General features: G+C 56.7%; 14 protein-coding genes. 3 read left to right on the top strand and 11 right to left on the bottom strand.

The window, feature by feature from the left end; translation table 11 throughout:
• Nucleotides 1-19: 19 nt before the first annotated feature.
• On the bottom strand, nucleotides 20-2,017 hold the full coding sequence (gene uvrB / locus QMG93_RS30845; protein WP_281943441.1) for an excinuclease ABC subunit UvrB: 1,998 nt from the start codon (nucleotides 2,015-2,017) through the stop codon (nucleotides 20-22).
• Between the two features lie 279 nt (nucleotides 2,018-2,296).
• Between uvrB and QMG93_RS30840 the strand changes: the two genes are divergently transcribed.
• Both QMG93_RS30840 and QMG93_RS30835 read left to right on the top strand, forming a co-directional pair.
• Nucleotides 2,297-3,088 carry a flagellar motor protein gene (locus QMG93_RS30840; protein WP_281943385.1) on the top strand — a complete coding sequence of 264 codons (792 nt, stop codon included), beginning with the start codon at nucleotides 2,297-2,299 and terminating at the stop codon, nucleotides 3,086-3,088.
• Entirely contained in the window at nucleotides 3,072-3,866 is a 795-nt protein-coding gene (locus tag QMG93_RS30835) for a flagellar motor protein MotB (RefSeq protein ID WP_163852974.1), read from the top strand. Before QMG93_RS30840 ends, QMG93_RS30835 begins: the two co-directional genes overlap by 17 nt.
• A 95-nt stretch (nucleotides 3,867-3,961) precedes the next feature.
• On the opposite strand, the gene QMG93_RS30830 is transcribed toward QMG93_RS30835, so the two are convergent.
• The 5 genes from QMG93_RS30830 to ftsE all read right to left on the bottom strand — a co-directional run bounded on the left by QMG93_RS30830 (nucleotide 3,962) and on the right by ftsE (nucleotide 9,994).
• On the bottom strand, nucleotides 3,962-5,254 hold the full coding sequence (locus QMG93_RS30830) for a PDZ domain-containing protein (protein ID WP_281943382.1): 1,293 nt from the start codon (nucleotides 5,252-5,254) through the stop codon (nucleotides 3,962-3,964).
• A gap of 319 nt (nucleotides 5,255-5,573) precedes the next feature.
• On the bottom strand, nucleotides 5,574-7,025 hold the full coding sequence (locus tag QMG93_RS30825; RefSeq protein WP_281943380.1) for a S41 family peptidase: 1,452 nt from the start codon (nucleotides 7,023-7,025) through the stop codon (nucleotides 5,574-5,576).
• Nucleotides 7,026-7,118: 93 nt separating this feature from the next.
• On the bottom strand, nucleotides 7,119-8,357 hold the full coding sequence (locus QMG93_RS30820) for a murein hydrolase activator EnvC family protein (protein WP_309299700.1): 1,239 nt from the start codon (nucleotides 8,355-8,357) through the stop codon (nucleotides 7,119-7,121).
• A 46-nt stretch (nucleotides 8,358-8,403) separates the two neighbouring features.
• Nucleotides 8,404-9,318 carry a permease-like cell division protein FtsX gene (gene ftsX, locus QMG93_RS30815; protein ID WP_281943378.1) on the bottom strand — a complete coding sequence of 305 codons (915 nt, stop codon included), beginning with the start codon at nucleotides 9,316-9,318 and terminating at the stop codon, nucleotides 8,404-8,406.
• Nucleotides 9,308-9,994, bottom strand: a complete 687-nt coding sequence (gene ftsE / locus QMG93_RS30810; protein ID WP_108535262.1) for a cell division ATP-binding protein FtsE — start codon at nucleotides 9,992-9,994, stop codon at nucleotides 9,308-9,310. The genes ftsX and ftsE overlap by 11 nt, the downstream gene beginning before the upstream one ends.
• A 322-nt stretch (nucleotides 9,995-10,316) precedes the next feature.
• Between ftsE and QMG93_RS30805 the strand changes: the two genes are divergently transcribed.
• On the top strand, nucleotides 10,317-11,810 hold the full coding sequence (locus tag QMG93_RS30805; protein ID WP_281943374.1) for a VanW family protein: 1,494 nt from the start codon (nucleotides 10,317-10,319) through the stop codon (nucleotides 11,808-11,810).
• 93 nt (nucleotides 11,811-11,903) lie between these two features.
• On the opposite strand, the gene argH is transcribed toward QMG93_RS30805, so the two are convergent.
• The 5 genes from argH to argB all read right to left on the bottom strand — a co-directional run bounded on the left by argH (nucleotide 11,904) and on the right by argB (nucleotide 17,762).
• Nucleotides 11,904-13,319, bottom strand: coding sequence for an argininosuccinate lyase (gene argH / locus QMG93_RS30800; protein WP_253414042.1), 1,416 nt, complete (start codon nucleotides 13,317-13,319; stop codon nucleotides 11,904-11,906).
• A 142-nt stretch (nucleotides 13,320-13,461) separates the two neighbouring features.
• Nucleotides 13,462-14,700: an argininosuccinate synthase gene (locus QMG93_RS30795; protein ID WP_281943371.1), complete on the bottom strand. Its 1,239-nt coding sequence runs from the start codon at nucleotides 14,698-14,700 to the stop codon at nucleotides 13,462-13,464.
• 39 nt (nucleotides 14,701-14,739) lie between these two features.
• Nucleotides 14,740-15,696 (bottom strand): ornithine carbamoyltransferase, encoded by a 957-nt coding sequence (gene argF / locus QMG93_RS30790; protein WP_281943369.1) that lies wholly within the window; start codon nucleotides 15,694-15,696, stop codon nucleotides 14,740-14,742.
• A gap of 38 nt (nucleotides 15,697-15,734) precedes the next feature.
• Nucleotides 15,735-16,925, bottom strand: coding sequence for an acetylornithine transaminase (locus tag QMG93_RS30785; protein WP_281943367.1), 1,191 nt, complete (start codon nucleotides 16,923-16,925; stop codon nucleotides 15,735-15,737).
• 45 nt (nucleotides 16,926-16,970) lie between these two features.
• Nucleotides 16,971-17,762, bottom strand: coding sequence for an acetylglutamate kinase (gene argB, locus QMG93_RS30780; RefSeq protein WP_010496831.1), 792 nt, complete (start codon nucleotides 17,760-17,762; stop codon nucleotides 16,971-16,973).
• Nucleotides 17,763-17,808 lie beyond the last annotated feature (46 nt).

The following is a 17,808-nucleotide window of genomic DNA, read 5'->3' as shown; positions in this document are numbered from 1 at the left end:
TTTCGAAAGCCTCCCTTGACTACAGCTCGGCCTTCAATTCGAGCACGGCATCGCGGAGCTCCGCGGCACGCTCAAACTGCAGGTTTTTGGCTGCTTCCTTCATTTCCTGCTCCAACCGTTCGATCAGCGAGATGCGGTCTTTCTTGGACATCTTCGCCTGCTTCACTTCCGACAGGTAGTCGGCCTTCTGCTCGGCCACCTTGGTGGCTTCAATTACATCGCGCACTTTCTTCTGTATCGTTTGCGGCGTAATGCCGTGTTTCTCATTATAAGCGATCTGAATCGTCCGGCGGCGGCTCGTTTCCTGAATCGCCTTGTCCATCGAATCGGTCACTTTATCCCCATACATGATAACATGCCCGTTCGCATTGCGCGCCGCCCGCCCGATCGTCTGGATCAAGGAGCGCTCCGCACGCAGGAAGCCTTCCTTGTCGGCGTCGAGAATGGCCACAAGCGACACCTCGGGCAAGTCCAGCCCTTCCCGCAGCAGGTTGATACCGACGAGAACGTGGAACGTGCCAAGCCGCAAGTCGCGCAAAATCTGCATCCGCTCGAGCGTCTTGATGTCCGAATGCAAATACCGGACTTTGATGCCGATTTCCTTGAAGTAATCGGTCAAATCCTCGGCCATCTTCTTCGTTAGCGTCGTGACGAGTACCCGTTCGTCCTTCTTGATCCGGTCTTGAATTTCTTCCAGCAGATCGTCGATTTGACCTTTAGTCGGACGAACCTCGATCACCGGATCCACGAGTCCGGTTGGACGAATGATCTGCTGCACCATCTCCGGACAATGCTCCAGCTCATATGGTCCCGGCGTTGCTGAAACGTAGATGATCTGGTTCACTTTCTCTTCGAACTCCTCAAAACGGAGCGGCCGGTTATCCAGCGCCGAAGGCAGCCGGAAGCCGTGATCGACGAGCACTTCCTTGCGCGCCCGGTCGCCGTTGTACATCGCGCGGACCTGTGGCAGCGTCACATGCGATTCATCCACGATCACGAGCATGTCGTCCGGGAAATAATCGAACAGCGTGTACGGCGTCGCTCCGCGCTCGCGGAACGTCAGCGGCCCCGAATAGTTCTCGATCCCGGAGCAGAAACCCATCTCCTGCATCATCTCGATGTCGTAGCGCGTCCGCTGCTCAAGCCGCTGCGCCTCCAGCAGCTTGCCCTCTCCGCGCAGCTGCTCAAGCCGTTCCTCCAACTCCCGCTCGATGTTCACGAGTGCCCGCTTCATCGTTTCCTCGTGCGTCACGAAGTGGGACGCCGGGAAGATGGCGATATGATCGCGTTCGCCGACAATCTCGCCGGTAAGCACGTTAATCTCTGTGATCCGCTCGATTTCATCGCCAAACAGCTCCACACGGACCGCTTGCTCGCCGCGTGAAGCCGGGAAAATCTCGATAACGTCGCCGCGCACGCGGAACGTGCCCCGTACGAAGTTCATATCGTTGCGCTGATACTGAATGTCGATGAGCCGATGCAAAATGTCGTTGCGGGAACGCTCCATGCCGACCCGCAGCGACAGCACGAGATCCCGGTACTCCATCGGAGAACCGAGGCCGTAGATGCACGATACGCTCGCCACGATAATGACGTCACGGCGCTCGAAGAGCGAGCTGGTCGCCGAGTGCCGGAGCTTGTCGATTTCTTCGTTAATGCTGGAATCCTTCTCAATATACGTATCCGACGACGGAATGTACGCCTCCGGCTGATAGTAATCGTAATAGCTAACGAAATAGGAAACGGCGTTGTTCGGGAAAAACTCCTGCAGCTCGCTGCACAACTGCGCGGCTAGCGTCTTGTTATGCGCAATCAGCAGCGTCGGCCGGTTCAGCTGTGCGATCACATGGGCCGCCGTAAACGTCTTCCCCGTTCCCGTTGCGCCAAGCAGCGTCTGATGTCTTTTCCCTTCACGCACGCCGTTCACCAGCTGCTCGATTGCGGCCGGCTGATCCCCTTGCGGCTGAAACTCCGCTACGAGCTGGAATTTCTTGTCGCTGTAGACGACTTCGTTCATTTTGCTCATCTGATCACCCGTTCATTAAAAAGACTTTGTTTTCCTTCTAAACTTTTATCTACCATATTCCGATAAATAACTAAGCATCGGTTGACGCGCGTTCGACTCCGTTCGACGATTTCCTTTGATAGGAATATTTGTTCCCATATATTATACCCTTTTTCTCTTTCTGTTGCAAACGAATCCCATTTCCTGTTTTTCCAAGGCTTTGCTTGCGCAGAAAAAAGAAAAAGGAACGCAGCACAACATTAATTTTAGAAATCTAGGGGTGGAACGACAGTGGACTTGACTACATTAATAGGTATTATCGTAGGCCTGGGCGGTCTGATCGGCGGCTATCTGATGGACGGCGGTCACCTTTCCGCGCTGGTGGTTCCCAGTGCCATGCTCATTATTTTCGGCGGAACATTCGGAGCGGTCATGATCAGCTTCCCAATGTCCCAGCTTAAGCAAATCGGCAAAGCTTTGGGAATGGCATTCAAAGAGCCGAAGCGCGACCACGCCGCGATCATCGACGAGCTGGTCGACATGGCCACGATCGCCAGACGCGAAGGCGTGCTTGCCTTGGAGCAGCGTGCGCAAGAGCACAGCAACCCGTTCCTGCGGGACGGCCTCATGATGGTCGTCGACGGCACCGATCCGGAGCTGACCCGGCAAATTCTGGAGCTGGAGATGGACGCTATCGAGCACCATCACGAAGGCTACGCCAAAATGTTCGATTCTGCCGGCGCCTATGCTCCGACGATGGGGATCATCGGTACCGTTATGGGCTTGATCCACGTGCTCGGCAACTTGTCCGATCCGGGAAGTCTGGGGCCGGCCATTGCGGTTGCGTTTACTGCAACGCTGTACGGCGTATCGTCCGCGAACGTTCTTTATCTGCCAATCGCAAACAAAATCAAGATCCGCAGCAAAGAGCAAATTTCCGAGATGGAATTGATGCTGGAAGGCATCCTCGCGCTTCAAGCCGGGGAAAATCCGCAGCTTATCAAAAAGAAACTGAACTCGTTCCTCCATCAGGAACATAAAAAAGTCGAAGGCGCAGGTGAGGCCGGTGGCGAGGAAGAATAAAAAGCAGGAAGCCCCCGAAAACCACGAGCGATGGATGGTTACCTATGCGGACCTGATTACGCTGCTGCTCATCTTTTTTGTCATCATGTATGCGATGAGCAAGGTGGACGTGCAAAAATATGAGGTACTGTCGCAAGCGCTGAAGTTTGAATTCATGAAGGCCGATACCATTATGCCGAAGGGCATGGGCATCTCCGGTTCCGCCAACCCGGCGAAGGGCGGAGACGACAGCACGAAAACCGAGCAGCAGCTCAGAGAAATGAAAGAAAGAGAAGAGCAGGAGAAAAAGGAACGCCAGCTCGAAGATCTGCTCAAAAAAGTGCAGGTCTATATTGAAGAAAACAATTTGCAATCCCAAGTGTCTGCAGCCAATACGCCGCGAGGGGTGGCCGTCACGCTGAACGATCTGTTCCTGTTCGATCTCGGCAAAGCGGATCTGAAGCCGCCCGCGGTTCCGGTCTTAACCAAGCTGGCAAGCTTATTCCCGACGCTCGACGCGACGGTCAGCATCGAAGGGCATACGGACGACCTGCCGCTGGTAACAGGCTCCTTCTACAAAGACAACTGGGGGCTGTCGCAGGCTCGTTCGCTTTCGGTACTGCGGTATTTCCTTTATGAAACACAGCTCGATCCGAAAAAGCTCGTTTCGACGGCCTACGCGGATACGAGGCCTGTAGCGGAAAACAACAGCGCAGAGAACCGCGCCAAAAACCGCCGGGTCGAAATTGTCGTGCTGCGGGAGAAGCCCGCGTCCGCTCTTCAACCATCCGGCAATTAAAGCCCGTTCCATGGCTTATTACCGCAGTTTACACTTATTTGAAACAAGCCGCTTGGCGTGATCATGTCTCTCACGCCAGCGGCTTGTTTTTGTGCTTATACCGATTTGGAGCCCGAACGATTGTTGAGCAGTCCGACCGGCTTTCGGCTGAAGTACGCCCAGATCGGCCGCTGCCTTACCTCCGCATAGTGGAGCGCCTCTTGATCGGGCGCAAGCACGATGCCTAGCTGATGGTGCTCTCCCGAAAAAATTGCGCGCTTCAAAAACTTGCTTTCGCCCGCCAAATTCAAAATTTCCAGCTTGCAGAACGCCGAGTTCTGCTGCATCGCTTGGTGCAGATCCTGCTTCGTACGAACCGGGACCCCGTTCACTTTGTGAACGATCTCGCCGACGGCAAGACCAAGTTCGTCTGCCGGACTGCCGGGCAGAATGCCCAAAATTTTCAGCCCGCGGCTCCCGTGTACATACAATGGACTACGCCTCGCTTCATCCCACCTGCTGTAGGCGATCATCGCTTCGTGCATCAGGATGCACAGCACGGATGCCACGGCCATAAACGGTGGCCACCAGGCGGCAACGGCGGCGAACAGCAGCAGGGCTGCCGAATAGAGCAGCAGCAGGTTCGAGCTCAGCTTCACTTTCTCCTGAGGCAGCCGCGACATTGTCATCTCGGTAAAGCCGATCATCACGGGGAAGCCGACGATCGTCCAGCCGTGCTGCCACAAATCGCCGCCAAGCAGCGGCGTCCAAGGCAGTGCCGTCCCCCCAGCCATCGGCACCAGAAGAAACAGCGTCATCGGCCAGTAGCCTTGCAACTGATATCCGCCGACAATTTTGCCCCGCTTGCTCTCGTAAAACATCGGCGTGCCAAGCCGCGTGCCTTGGAAGCGTACGAACAGCGCTTCCGCCAGATGCAAAACCGCCACAAGTACCAGCATAGACGGCATATTCAACGACAGCAGCGGTCCCGTCACCCAACTCCAGGAAGCCGCAGCCTCCCCATCGTATAAGACGGGAAATGCCCGCATGACCGCCTGCACCACACCGATGACACCGACGGCATAAGCCCAGCACAAAAAGCGCATCCGAGCGAAAATAAGCAGCAGAGAAATAAGCCACAGCAGAACAACCGCCTCCGGCTGAACGGACGCACCGATTCCCGCCATCAGGACGGAAGCGGCAAGACCGCCCACCCAGCCCCACAGCACGGTACGCCACGTTTCTGACAGCAGCGAATGCAGCTTGGTCGCGAATAGCTTCCGCTCGAATGCAATCTGCCGGCGGTACTGCAGCACGATGAATAAAATGCCTACATAGTAAAAAGGATGCGTCAACAGCTGCAACAGCGCCCGGAGCCCCCGGTACGCCAGTTCCAAACCAAAGTCCATGGCCGGCTCCTTTTTGAAGTCCGGTGAATAACAAACCGCTACGCCGCCAAAGCGTTCTTCCGTTTGCTGTTGTTCCCGGACTTCTGGATTATCTATACCTTATTATAGGTTGAAGTCCGGAAACAAAGGCGAACACTTCGTTTCTACAGAACGCTTTCGGCTGCTCCGCTCGTTATTCACCAGACTTCAATGTTTATAAGTTAAAAAGAAAACCTCTATCAAGGCCGTTAAGTCGGGCGGCCCCGATAGAGGTTGTTATTTCGACGCAAATGCTTCGTTTTCCTGCCTTCGGCCGAATTTCCCTAAATCCCGGAAGCCGTTACTTCTTAACGGCACCTTGCATATACTCGACAGCCGCCTTAAGCTGCATGTCGTTCTTCGGATCGCGAATCTCGGTCAAGATCGCCTTCTCTAGCTTGTTCGCCGTCTCGGTATCCACCTCGCCGGTGATCGGCAAGCCGTTCAAACGCTGGAACGCCTTAACAGCCAGCGCAGTTTTTTCGCTGAAGTAGCCGTCCTGCCGGTCCGGACCAAGGCCGAGGCCCTGCAGCATGATCTGCAGATTTTTGACGTCCTCGTTGTTCATATCCGGTTTAAGCGTCGCTTTTTTGCTCAGAGGCGCCACTTTGAAGTAAGCCGGTTGCTCGACGGGCATCGTCGGCGCAATGCCTTTCTTGTGAATCCAAGTGCCGTTCGGCGTGAGCCACTTGTAAACGGTCATCTTGATGTTGCTGCCGTCGCCCATTTCTTTCTCGAACGTCACCTGAACCGTGCCCTTGCCAAACGTATTCTCTCCGATCAGTTGGCTGCCTGCGGAGTCGTGCATCGCGCCGGCCAGTATCTCCGATGCGCTTGCGCTGCCCTTATTGATGAGCACCGACACCGGGTACGGCTTGCCGGTTCCCTGCGACGCCGTCTCCTCGCGCTTGCCTTTGCGGTCCTCGATCTGGACGATTCCTTTGCCTTTCGGTATGAACGGCTCGACAATTTCCACAACCGCGGTAAGCAGACCGCCCGGATCGTTGCGCACGTCGATGATGAGTCCCTTCATCCCTTTGTCCTCCAACGCTTTCAGTTCTTCCTTGAACCGTTTGGAGGTGTTACTGGCGAACTGCCGGATTTCGATCTTGCCGATCTGTCCGGGCAGCATCTCGCTGTATACGGTCTCGACATCGATGTCATCGCGGACGACGATCATCTGGATCGGCTCCGGCGCCCCGGCCCGCAGCACTTCGATCTTGGCCTGCGTGCCCTTGGGACCGCGGATCTTCATAATCGCCTGGTTGAGCGACAGCCCTTCCAGCTTCTCTCCGTTGATCGAGACGATGATGTCGTGCGCGTGCAGTCCGGCCTTCTCAGCCGGCGACCCTTTGATCGGAGAGACGATGGTCACTTTGCCGTCTTCGGAGGTCACCTCCGCGCCGATGCCTTGGAATGACGAGGAAATGTTCTCGTCGAACTGCTGCGCCTCCTTCTGATCCATATACACCGTAAACGGATCTTCGAGCGTGGACAGCATCCCGTTGACCGCGCCGTTCACGATCTTGTCGTGATCGACCTCGTTTAAAAACTTGCCTTCGATCAATTGGTATGTCGTTGCCAGTTTTTTGTAGTCCTTGCTGGTCAGCCCCGATTTCACGTCGGCGGATGCCGAGCCCTCCAAGCCGACAGCGGCGAAAATCGACGGATGTACGATCGTCAGCGTCATAATGCTGCTTGCAAACATGGACAACAGGACAAACGCCAATACGGTACGTCCTTTAAATGTCATTTTATAGTCCCACACCGCCTTTGCTGTTCCCGCTACTTGACTAACTTGTCTTTCTAGTTTATGACAAGCCAAGAAAAAATATGAACAGCAGCATTATCTCAAATACGGCTTCGGATCAACCGGATCTCCGTCGATGCGGACTTCAAAATGCAGATGGTTTCCGGTCGAACGGCCGGTGGAACCGACTTCTGCAATCTTTTGGCCGCGCTTGACGGTATCCCCTTTCTCGACAACGATGCCATCGTTGCGGATATGCCCGTACAGCGTCCACACGCCTTTGCCGTGATCGATGACTACGCAGTTGCCGTACCCGCTCCACCAGGACGCGACGATGACGACGCCGTCCTCCGCCGCAAAAATGTCCGTTCCGTTCGGGGAAGGCAGATCGAGTCCGGTGTGCGTTGATTTCCGTCCGTTAATCGGGTCGGTCCGGGTGCCGAAGTCCGAAGACATCTGCACGACACGCGGCAGCGGATAGCCAAACTTGCCGCCACCATAAGTATAGGCAGGAGTTGCAGGGGTTCCAGGCGTTGCAGAAGCCTTAGTCTTCTTTGCGTTCTCCGCCGCTTTAGCCTGCTGAAGCGCGCGCTGTTTATCCGCTTCCTGCTTCGCGACTTGAACGAGCTGCTTCTGCACTTCCTCGCTGATATCTTCCAATTCCTTTTCCTTTTGGGAAAGGCTTGCGATTTTGACTTCCTTTTCTTTTTCCTTCACGACAAGATCGGCTTTGATGGCCGCCGCTTGGGCGTATAAAGTTTTTACCTCCGCCAGCTGCTTTTCAATCACCACGCGCTTGTCGGCGATCACGGCCTTGTCCCGCTTGTTCGCTTCCAAAATTTCTTTGTCCTGCCCGACAATCGATTTAAGCGCCTGCAGCCGGTCCAGGAAATCGCTGAAGCTGGTGGAGCTGAGCAGCACGTCGGCGTAGGAAACGACGCCGTTCATATACATCAGACGCAGCCTGGATCTAAGCATCTGGTCGCGGGAGACGATTCTCGCTTCCGCTTCCTCCAGTTGCTGAGCGTTCTCCTTCAAAGAGGTCGTGACGCTCGACACTTGGTCGTTCAGCACGTTGAGCTTCTTGTTCGTCGCGTCAATTTGGCCGAGGATGGCGGTAATATCGTTCGACGTCTGCTGCTTTTCCTGCTGCACCTGATTGATTTGTTTCTCCGTCTCGTTCACTTTTTGCTGCGTTGCGGATTTCATTTTTTTAATCTCATTGATTTCCTGCTGAATCCGCTGCGACTCCGACAGCGCAAAGCCGTATTGCGGAGCGATAAGCGTCCCTACCAAACCGGCCGTGACCACAAGAGGCACCCAAGACTTCTTCAATATCCGTTCCTCCCCCGACTATTCATCCGAGATTGATCGTTGGTTATTAAACTTTCAAAAATTTGCGGACCGACAGCGTGCTTCCCCAAATGCCGATCAGAATGCCGATGCCGAGCAGAAGCCCTGCCGTCTTAAGGCTGATCGCTTCAAAGGGCAGCAGCTGAACGAGCAGCAGGTTCAGGTCGAGCTGGATCGCCCGCATCATTTCCCAATACCCGTACAGCAGCAGGCCGACGGGAATTGCCGAACCGATAATGCCGAGCAACGCCCCTTCGATAAAGAACGGCCAGCGGATAAACGAGTTGGTCGCCCCCACGAGCTTCATGATCGAAATCTCGCGGCGGCGCGCCACGATCGTAATTTTAATCGTATTGGAAATCAGGAACATGGCGGTTAGCGCCAAACCGGCTACGATAACCAGCCCGACATTGCGGACGATCGACGTCACTTTGAACATCGTCTCTACCGTCCCTTGCCCGTAGCTGACCCGGTAAATCGGCTTTGTCGGCTTGCCGTTGTTCAAGCTCTCGATCTGCTTGGCGACTGCCGCAACCTCGCGAGGCTCGGTCACTTCGACGGTGAAGGAATCGTTCAGCGGATTGTTCTCGCCCTCGAACCCTTCGAGCAGCTGCTTCCCGTCTCCCAGCTTTCCGCGCAAGTATTCAAGCCCTTCCTCTTTGGAAACAAACTTGACCTTCGAAACGTTAGAGATGGCCGTAATTTCGTTTTGCAATGAAGTTACCTGATCCTCCGGCGTCTTCACCTCAAGATACACCCGGATCTCGACCTGCTGTTCGATCTGCTGGGTCAAATAATTGACATTCAGCGTCAGAAGCAAAAAAACACCCAAAATAAACAAAGAAATCGCAATCGCACTAATGGAGGCAAAGGACATCCAGCCGTTTCGAACGACGTTTTTACCGCCTTCGCGAAGATGCCTCACGGCCGTGTTAATCCTCATAGCCGTAGTCACCCCTTACCTCATCCCGGACAAGCTTGCCCGATTCGATAGCCAGTACCCGCTTGCGCATCGTGTTGACGATTTCTTTATTGTGCGTTGCCATAATGATGGTCGTGCCGCGGAAGTTGATTTCTTCCATCAGCTTCATAATGCCCCAAGACGTGTCGGGATCGAGATTCCCCGTCGGCTCGTCCGCGACGATGACGGAAGGGCTGTTCACGATCGCCCGGGCAATGGCGACCCGCTGCTGCTCGCCCCCGGAAAGCTGGGTCGGCAGGGAATTGATTTTGTCCTTGAGCCGCACAAGCTCCAGCACTTCGAGCGTGCGCTTCTTGATGAGCTTCTTCGGCGCCTCGATCACTTCCATGGCGAAGGCGACGTTCTCATATACGGTAAGCTTCGGGAGCAGCCGGAAGTCTTGGAAAATGACCCCGATATTGCGCCGGACAAACGGAATTTTGCGCTGTTTGAGCTTTTCCAGATTGAAGCCGTTGACGAATATCGTGCCTTTGGTCGGTCGCTCTTCTCTGTAAATCAATTTCATAAAGGTCGATTTGCCGGCGCCGGAAGGGCCAACGACATAAAGGAAATCGCTTTGGTCGACCTTGACGCTGATGCCTTTCAAGGCATGGCTGCCGTCAGGATACGTTTTCCAAACGTCCTGCATTTCGATCACGATATCACATCCTGAAAAATTTGCGAGTCTGTAGACCGCCTCGAGAAGCGGACTTGATGCCAGCCTTTACAAGTTCGACATAAAAGCGCAAAATCCTTTATCCGACAGTGAATTTCTACAGTTTCTTCATATTCGGAACACCGGTTCGGGTTAGAGCATAGGGCCGTAAGGCTCGCCGCTTCGCTCTTCTTCGACCGGATCGTACAGCCCGCGCGGCCTTACGCGGACGATTGACGAATGACGGCGAATGGAAAGTTTCGGGGCTTGGCCGCATATAGATGGAGAGGTACGAGTGTACCGAGGAACAAAAGGAGAGCCCGTCATGCCACGATGGAATCTGCGTTTTCACTGGATCTGGATCGGCACGCTGATACTGATGCTGGCCATTTTCCTGTCTGTTACCGCCTACGGATCGCTCGCCAGGGTTCCTGCAGGCGTTCGTGTCGCGGGTTGGCCGATCGGAGGCCTGTCCTGGCCCGCGCTTGAGCATCAGCTTGCTTCGAAAACGTCGGCGCTGCTGGAGCAAAAGGTCCGGCTGACCGTGCCGGGAGTCGGCAGCGCCGAGCGGACGCTCCGGCAGCTCGGGCTTGAGATCAACGGTCAGGAGCTGCTGGCGCAGCTTCAGCCCGTTCGGGAAGGGCCGCCGTACCGGCGGGCGGCGGCCCGCTGGCGGCTTCGCGGAGCCTCGCTTGCGCTGACGCCCGCGCTGTCGGCAGACAAGCTGCGGGCCGCGATGGGCGAAGCGTTCCCGCAAGTGTACGCCCGCAAGCCTACCGATGCGAAGCGGCTGATCGATGCGACCGATGCCATCAGCTACGTGCCCGAGGCCCATGTGGAACGGGTCGACGAAGCGAAGCTGCTCAGCCGGCTCCAAGCGGCGCTGCCGAACTGGGGAGCCGTGGCCGCAGTGCCCGAATCCGCGGGGGAAAGCCGCCAGCAGGTGCCTGCCGCCATCCCGCTGGACGTTCCGATGCTGTCGCAAGAGCCGGCCATTACGGAGCAAGCGCTGCGCGCGCAGGGCATTATACGCAAAATCGGCGAGTTCACGACCGTATCGCCGCCGGCCCCAGCTGCCGTCAGCATCGAAGGACGCGTACACAACGTCCGTTCGACGGCCGCTTCCTTACAGGATGTGCTGCTGAAGCCGGGTGAAGTGTTCGATTATGCGCCGGTCATCGAGCGGACGGAGAAGCGCTTCGGCTTCAAAGAAGCGCCGGTCATCGTGAACGGCAAGCTCGTTCCCGGCATCGGCGGCGGCATCTGCCAGGTGTCGTCGACGCTGTACAACGCCGTCCTGCGGGCCGGTCTGGCCGTCGTCGAGCGGCGGAATCATTCGCTCCCCGTGAGCTATGTCGCGCTAGGACAGGACGCCACGTTCGCCACCGGCCACATCAATTTCAAATTCCGCAACTCGACGGACCATTATTTGTTGATCCGTACTTCCTCGGACGAGCGCAGCGTCACCGTGAAGCTGTTCGGCCAGACGCCACCGGACATCACTTACGAAATCGAGTCGAAAACGCTCGAAACGTTGGCGCCGCCGGTCAAGTACGTGCTGAATCCTTCACTGCCGAGCGGCAAACAGGAAATCGTCATGCAAGGAAAGCCCGGGTATGTCGTCGAAACGTTCCGGTATAAGAAGCAGAACGGCGGCGTCATCTCGCAGGAAAAAGTATCGCGTGACACCTACCATGCCCAGCCGACCGTGATCGCTTCCGGCGGCGGCTCGGGAACGCTTGACCGTACGGCGCCTCCACCCGGAGAGTCGCCTGCGCCGCTGATCGAGGACGGCGTCCGCGGGCCGACCTTCCGATGACCGTGCGCAGACGTGAGAAACCCCCAGCCCGTCTGAAGGCATGCGGCTGATCTAGCCGCCCTTCTGTGGGTGGGGGTTTCGGACTTACCTTACTTACCTGCTTTTTGCGAAAAATTCCTCAAACCAAGCCGACGAGCCGGCCAGAACGGCTTCCGCCCGTTCGATCGCTTGACTTACCTGCGCCGCGGCGGTGCCACCGTAAACGTTGCGGGCGTTCACGACACTTTCCGGCTGCAGCACGTCGTAGATGTCCTGATCGAACTGTTTGGAAAATTGGTGGAACTCCTCCAACTTCAGGTCGAGCAAATACTTTTGATTTTGAATACAGTAAAGTACGGTTTTGCCGATGACTTCGTGCGCTTGGCGGAACGGCATTCCCTTGTTCACCAAGTAATCAGCGATATCCGTCGCATTGGAGAAGTCCTGGTTGACGGCTTGGCGCATCCGGTCCTTGTTCACCTTCATCGTGCTGATCATCGGGGCGAACAATTGCAGCGCGCCCTGCAGCGTGCGGACCGTATCGAACATGCCTTCTTTGTCTTCCTGCATATCCTTGTTGTAGGCGAGCGGCAGCGACTTCAGCACGGTCAGGAGGCCGAACAGATTGCCGTAGACGCGGCCTGTTTTGCCCCGCACGAGTTCGGCGACATCGGGATTTTTCTTCTGCGGCATAATGCTGCTGCCGGTACAGAAGGCGTCATCCAGCTCGATGAACCGGAACTCTGTGCTGGACCACAGCACGAACTCCTCGCTGAGGCGCGACAGGTGCATCATAATGGTCGCCGCGTTCGACAGGAACTCCAGAATAAAGTCTCGGTCGCTCACCGCGTCGAGCGAATTCTCGTACACGCCGTCGAAGCCAAGCTGCTCCGCTACGAAGTGACGGTCGATCGGGAACGTCGTCCCGGCCAGCGCCCCGGCGCCCAGCGGCAGCACGTTCACGCGCTTGTAGCTGTCCTGCAGACGCTCGATGTCGCGCTGGAACATCGATACGTACGCCATGAGATGATGGGCGAACAAAATCGGCTGCGCCCGCTGCAAATGCGTGTAGCCCGGCACGATCGTATCGAGATTGGCTTTCGCTTGTCCGATCAGCGCCTCCTGCACCTTGTTCAGCAGACCGACAAATTCGACGACCCGCTTGCGAAGCCACAAATGCATATCCGTGGCTACCTGATCGTTGCGGCTGCGGCCGGTGTGCAGCTTGCCTCCAACCGGGCCCACCTCGTCGATCAGTGCCTTCTCGATGTTCATGTGAATGTCTTCGTCGCTAATGGAAAATTCCATTTCGCCCCGGCGAATGACGTTCTGCACCTTCAGCAAGCCGTCCTTGATTTTCTCCACATCGTCTGCCGGAAGGATGCCGCATTTGCCCAGCATGGTCACATGCGCCAGACTGCCCTGGATGTCCTCCTCGGCCAGCTCCTTGTCGAACAAGATCGACGCCGTATATTCTTCGACCAGTTGGTCCGTCTTTTTCGTAAATCGTCCGCCCCACAGCTTGGACATATCAGCGTCCCCCTTTTCCTATATCGTATGCATCGAATGAGTATTGCTTGTTATACACAGCCTTAGGGCTTCCCGCTGACGGAAAACCCTAAGGTTCGAAGTGTTACAGGCTGATGGATGGCCGGCTTCTCGCCTGCCGCATTTATTTCGCTGCGTTCTGCTCAACGCCGGAAGCGACGCGCAAACGCAACGCGTTCAAACGGATGAAGCCTGTCGCATCGCCTTGGTTATACGCTTGCGTCGGATCGGCTTCCATCGTCGCAATGTGCGGGTTGTACAAGCTGACCGGGCTTTTCACGCCGGCGGCGATCACATTGCCTTTGTACAGCTTGAGGCGCACCGTGCCGCTCACGTTTTTCTGGCTCTCGGATACGAGCGCCTGCAGCGCAAGCCGCTCCGGAGCGAACCAGAAGCCGTTGTATACAAGCGAGCTGTAACGCGAGATGAGCGAGTCGCGCAGATGCATGACTTCACGGTCCATCGTCAGCGATTCCATCTTGCGGTGAGCGGAGAACAGAATGGCGCCGCCCGGGGTTTCGTACACGCCGCGGCTCTTCATGCCGACGAAGCGGTTCTCCACCATGTCGACACGGCCGATCCCGTGCTTGCCGCCCAACTCGTTCAACTTCTCCATCACCTGCAGCGGAATCATACGCTCGCCGTTCACGGCCACGCAGTTCCCCTGCTCGAATTCAAGATCGACATATTCCGCTTGGTCCGGGGCATCCTCCGGGTCCACGCTCAGCAGATACATGTCTTTGTTCTCTGGTGCGCTCGCGTCAAACCACGGATCTTCAAGCACGCCGCTCTCATAGCTGATGTGCAGCAGATTGCGGTCCATCGAGTACGGTTTGGCCGCCGAAGCGGTGACCGGAATGCCGTGCTTCTCGGCATAAGCAATCATCTCGGCCCGACCCGGGAACTGCTCGCGGAACTGCTCCAGACGCCAAGGCGCGATGACCTCGATCTCCGGCGTCAGCGCCGCAGCCGTCAGCTCGAAGCGGATCTGGTCGTTGCCCTTGCCCGTCGCGCCATGAGCGATCGCCGTAGCGCCTTCCGCGCGCGCGATTTCGACCATGCGCTTCGCGATCAGCGGCCGCGCGATGCTAGTGCCGAGCAGATACTGCCCTTCATAGAGCGCACCCGACTGGAACATCGGATAAATGAAATCGCGGGCGAATTCTTCACGCAGGTCGTCGATGTATACTTTGGAGGCGCCGGTGCTCAGCGCTTTTTCCTCCAAGCCGTCCAGCTCTTCCTTTTGTCCGATATCCGCGGTAAAAGCGATGATCTCGGCATCGTACGTTTCTTTCAGCCATTTCAGAATGATCGACGTATCGAGGCCGCCCGAGTAGGCCAATACGATTTTTTGCTTTGCCATGTAGTTCCCGCTCTCCTTTAATTGTAAGCTTTCCGAATATTACAAGATCGCTGCCATGACTGCCTTTTGCGCATGCAGCCGGTTTTCCGCCTGGTCGAAGATGACGGAGTTGGGTCCGTCGATGACCCCTTCGGACACTTCTTCCCCGCGGTGTGCCGGCAAGCAGTGCATGAACAAGAAATCTTTTTTCGCATATTTCACGAGCTCGTCGTTGACCTGATAGTTTTTGAACGCGATCTCCCGTTCCCTCTGCTCCGCCTCGAAGCCCATGCTGGCCCACACGTCCGTATAAATGACGTCCGCGTCCGCCACCGCTTCTTTCGGGTCGGCTCCCACGTAAATGGTTGCCCCTGCTTTAGCGGCACTTTCCTTGCATTGACGCAGCACTTCTTCGTCCGGCTCGTAGCCTTCCGGCGTCGCGACGGCGAAATTGACGCCAAGCTTGGCCGCGCCCATCAATAAGGAGTGTACCATATTATTCCCGTCGCCGATATAGGCCACTTTGAGCCCTTGCAGACGGCCTTTTTTCTCATAAATCGTCTGGTAATCCGCCAGCGCCTGGCACGGATGGGACAAATCCGTCAAGCCGTTGATTACCGGCACCGTTGCCGCCCGCGCCAGCTCGATGACCGTGCGGTGCGCGAAGGTGCGGATCATGATGCCGTCCAAATAACGCGACAGCGTCTGCGCCGTATCGTGAATCGATTCGCCGCGCCCGATTTGCAGGTCGTTCTTGCTGAGGAACAGCGCATGCCCCCCAAGCTGATACATCCCTACCTCAAACGATACCCGCGTCCGCGTGGACGATTTTTCGAAAATCATGCCGAGCGTTTTGCCTTTGAGCGGCTGGTACGCTTCCCCCGCTTTATGCTTTCTCTTGAGCTCGACCGCGAGCTCGATCAAATATTGAATCTCTTCCGGCGCATAATCGACCAAACCGATAAAATCGCGCCCTCTGAGCTGAACTGCCAAATCTTGTTGTACCGTTCCAGCCATGGATGTCTCTCCTTTCGGTATGCCTATTCTTTGTCAGCCTATACAGCGGCTGCGGCTTTCTTCGCCAATACGCTGCAGATCGTCTCCAGCCCGCGATCCAAATCTTCCTTCGAGATCAACAAGCTCGGTGCCAAACGGATCACGTTCGGTCCTGCCGATACGACGAGCACGCCCTGCCCGTGAATTTCCGAGATCAGCTCCGCCGCCGGCATAGTCAAACCGATGCCGATCAGCAGCCCGAGCCCGCGGATCTGCCCTACCAGCGGATTGTCCGCCAGCTTCGTTTGCAGCTCGCTCAGGATATACGCACCCAGCTCCGCCGCCCGTTCCGGCAGCTTCTCCGCCAGCATCGTCTCGACGGTCGCAATACCCGCTGCGGTGGACAAGTAGTTTCCGCCGAACGTGGAGCCGTGGCTGCCGGCCGTGAACGCTTCGCGCAGCTTCGCTTTGCCGAGCAGCGCGCCGATTGGCATGCCGCTGCCCAGCCCTTTCGCCAGTGTAAACAAATCCGGCTCGATGCCGTAATGCTCATAGGCAAACAGCTTGCCCGTCCGTCCCATACCGGTTTGGATCTCATCCAGGATGAGCAGCAGCCCGTGCTGCTTGCACAGCTCCGCCACCTGTTCCACGAACGCAGGGTCCGCCGGATTGACGCCGCCTTCGCCCTGCACCAGCTCAAGCATAATCGCGCACGTCCGGTCGCCGATCAGCTTCTCCAAAGCGTCCGCATCGTTATACGGCGCGTACACGAAGCCTTCCGGCAGCGGCGCGAAGCCTTCTTTCACTTTATCCTGTCCCGTCGCCGTCAGCGTAGCCAGCGTCCGGCCGTGGAACGACATGTCGAAGGTAATGATCTCGTAGCGCTGCGGCTGGCCGAGCACCTTGTTGAAATAGCGCCGCGCCAGCTTGATTGCCGCTTCGTTCGCCTCCGCTCCGCTGTTGCAGAAAAATACCGCATCGGCGCAGCTGTTGTCCACGAGAAGCTGAGCCAGCTTCTCCTGGTTCGGAATGTGGAACAAGTTGCTCGTATGCCAGAGCGTATCGACCTGCTCCTTCAGCCGCTGAGTCACCTGTTTCGGCGCATGCCCGAGGTTCGTCACCGCCAGCCCGCACATCAAATCCAGATACTCCTTGCCATGCTCATCCCACAGACGGCTGCCGTCCCCCTTCACAAACGTAAAAGGATACCGTGCGTAGTTCGGAAACAATGCGCTTTGAGCCTCTCCCATGTCGTTCACTCCTTTTTCTCGGATCATTTTAGAATTTAGTGCGATTTATTCCTTCACAATGCGGGTACCGATTCCGCCGTCCTTCAGCGCCCGGCTGAGCACTTCCGGCTCGGCGCCGTTAACGATGACGACTTCGCGTACTTTGCCTTGAATACACTGTACCGCCGCGCGCACTTTCGGAATCATCCCGCCGTAAATTTCACCGCTGGCGATCATTTCGTCGATCTCGCGAACGGTGACCGAGGGCAGAACCCGCTTCTCGCCGTCCACCGTCTTCATAATGCCGGGTACGTCCGTCACGACGATCATCCGCTCCACGCCCAAGTGCGATGCGACGGCACCGGCCGCCGTATCGGCGTTAATGTTGTAGCGTTGGCCGCCGTCGGCTCCGATGCCAACCGGCGCGATGACGGGAATGTAGCCCATCGCCACGATGCCCTGCACAAGCTCCGCATTCACCTGGGTCACGTCGCCGACAAGCCCGATCTCGTGCGCGTTCGCCACCGGCGCCGCCTCGATCAGGTGTCCGTCGACGCCGGACAAGCCGAGTGCTTTCGCCCCGGAAAGCTGGATTTTACGGACGATTTCTTTGTTAATTTGTCCAGCCAGCACCATTTCGACCACATCGAGGACGGCTTCGTTCGTTTTGCGAAGGCCGTTCACGAACTCGGACTCAATGCCCAGCTTGCCGAGCGTATCCGAGATCGCCGGACCGCCGCCGTGCACGATGACGGGGATGATGCCTTCCGCCTGCAGCCGCTTCAAATCGTCGAAAAAAAGCTTCGGCAGCGCCGCAAGCGTACTGCCGCCGCATTTCATTACAAAACAATTGCTCATCCGAACCGTTCCCCTTATCGTTTCACCGGTCTGCAACACGAGGGTG

The organism is Paenibacillus tyrphae, from assembly GCF_027925525.1.
Taxonomy (GTDB): domain Bacteria; phylum Bacillota; class Bacilli; order Paenibacillales; family NBRC-103111; genus Paenibacillus_G; species Paenibacillus_G tyrfis_B.
This window is presented reverse-complemented; position numbering and strand designations above follow the sequence as displayed.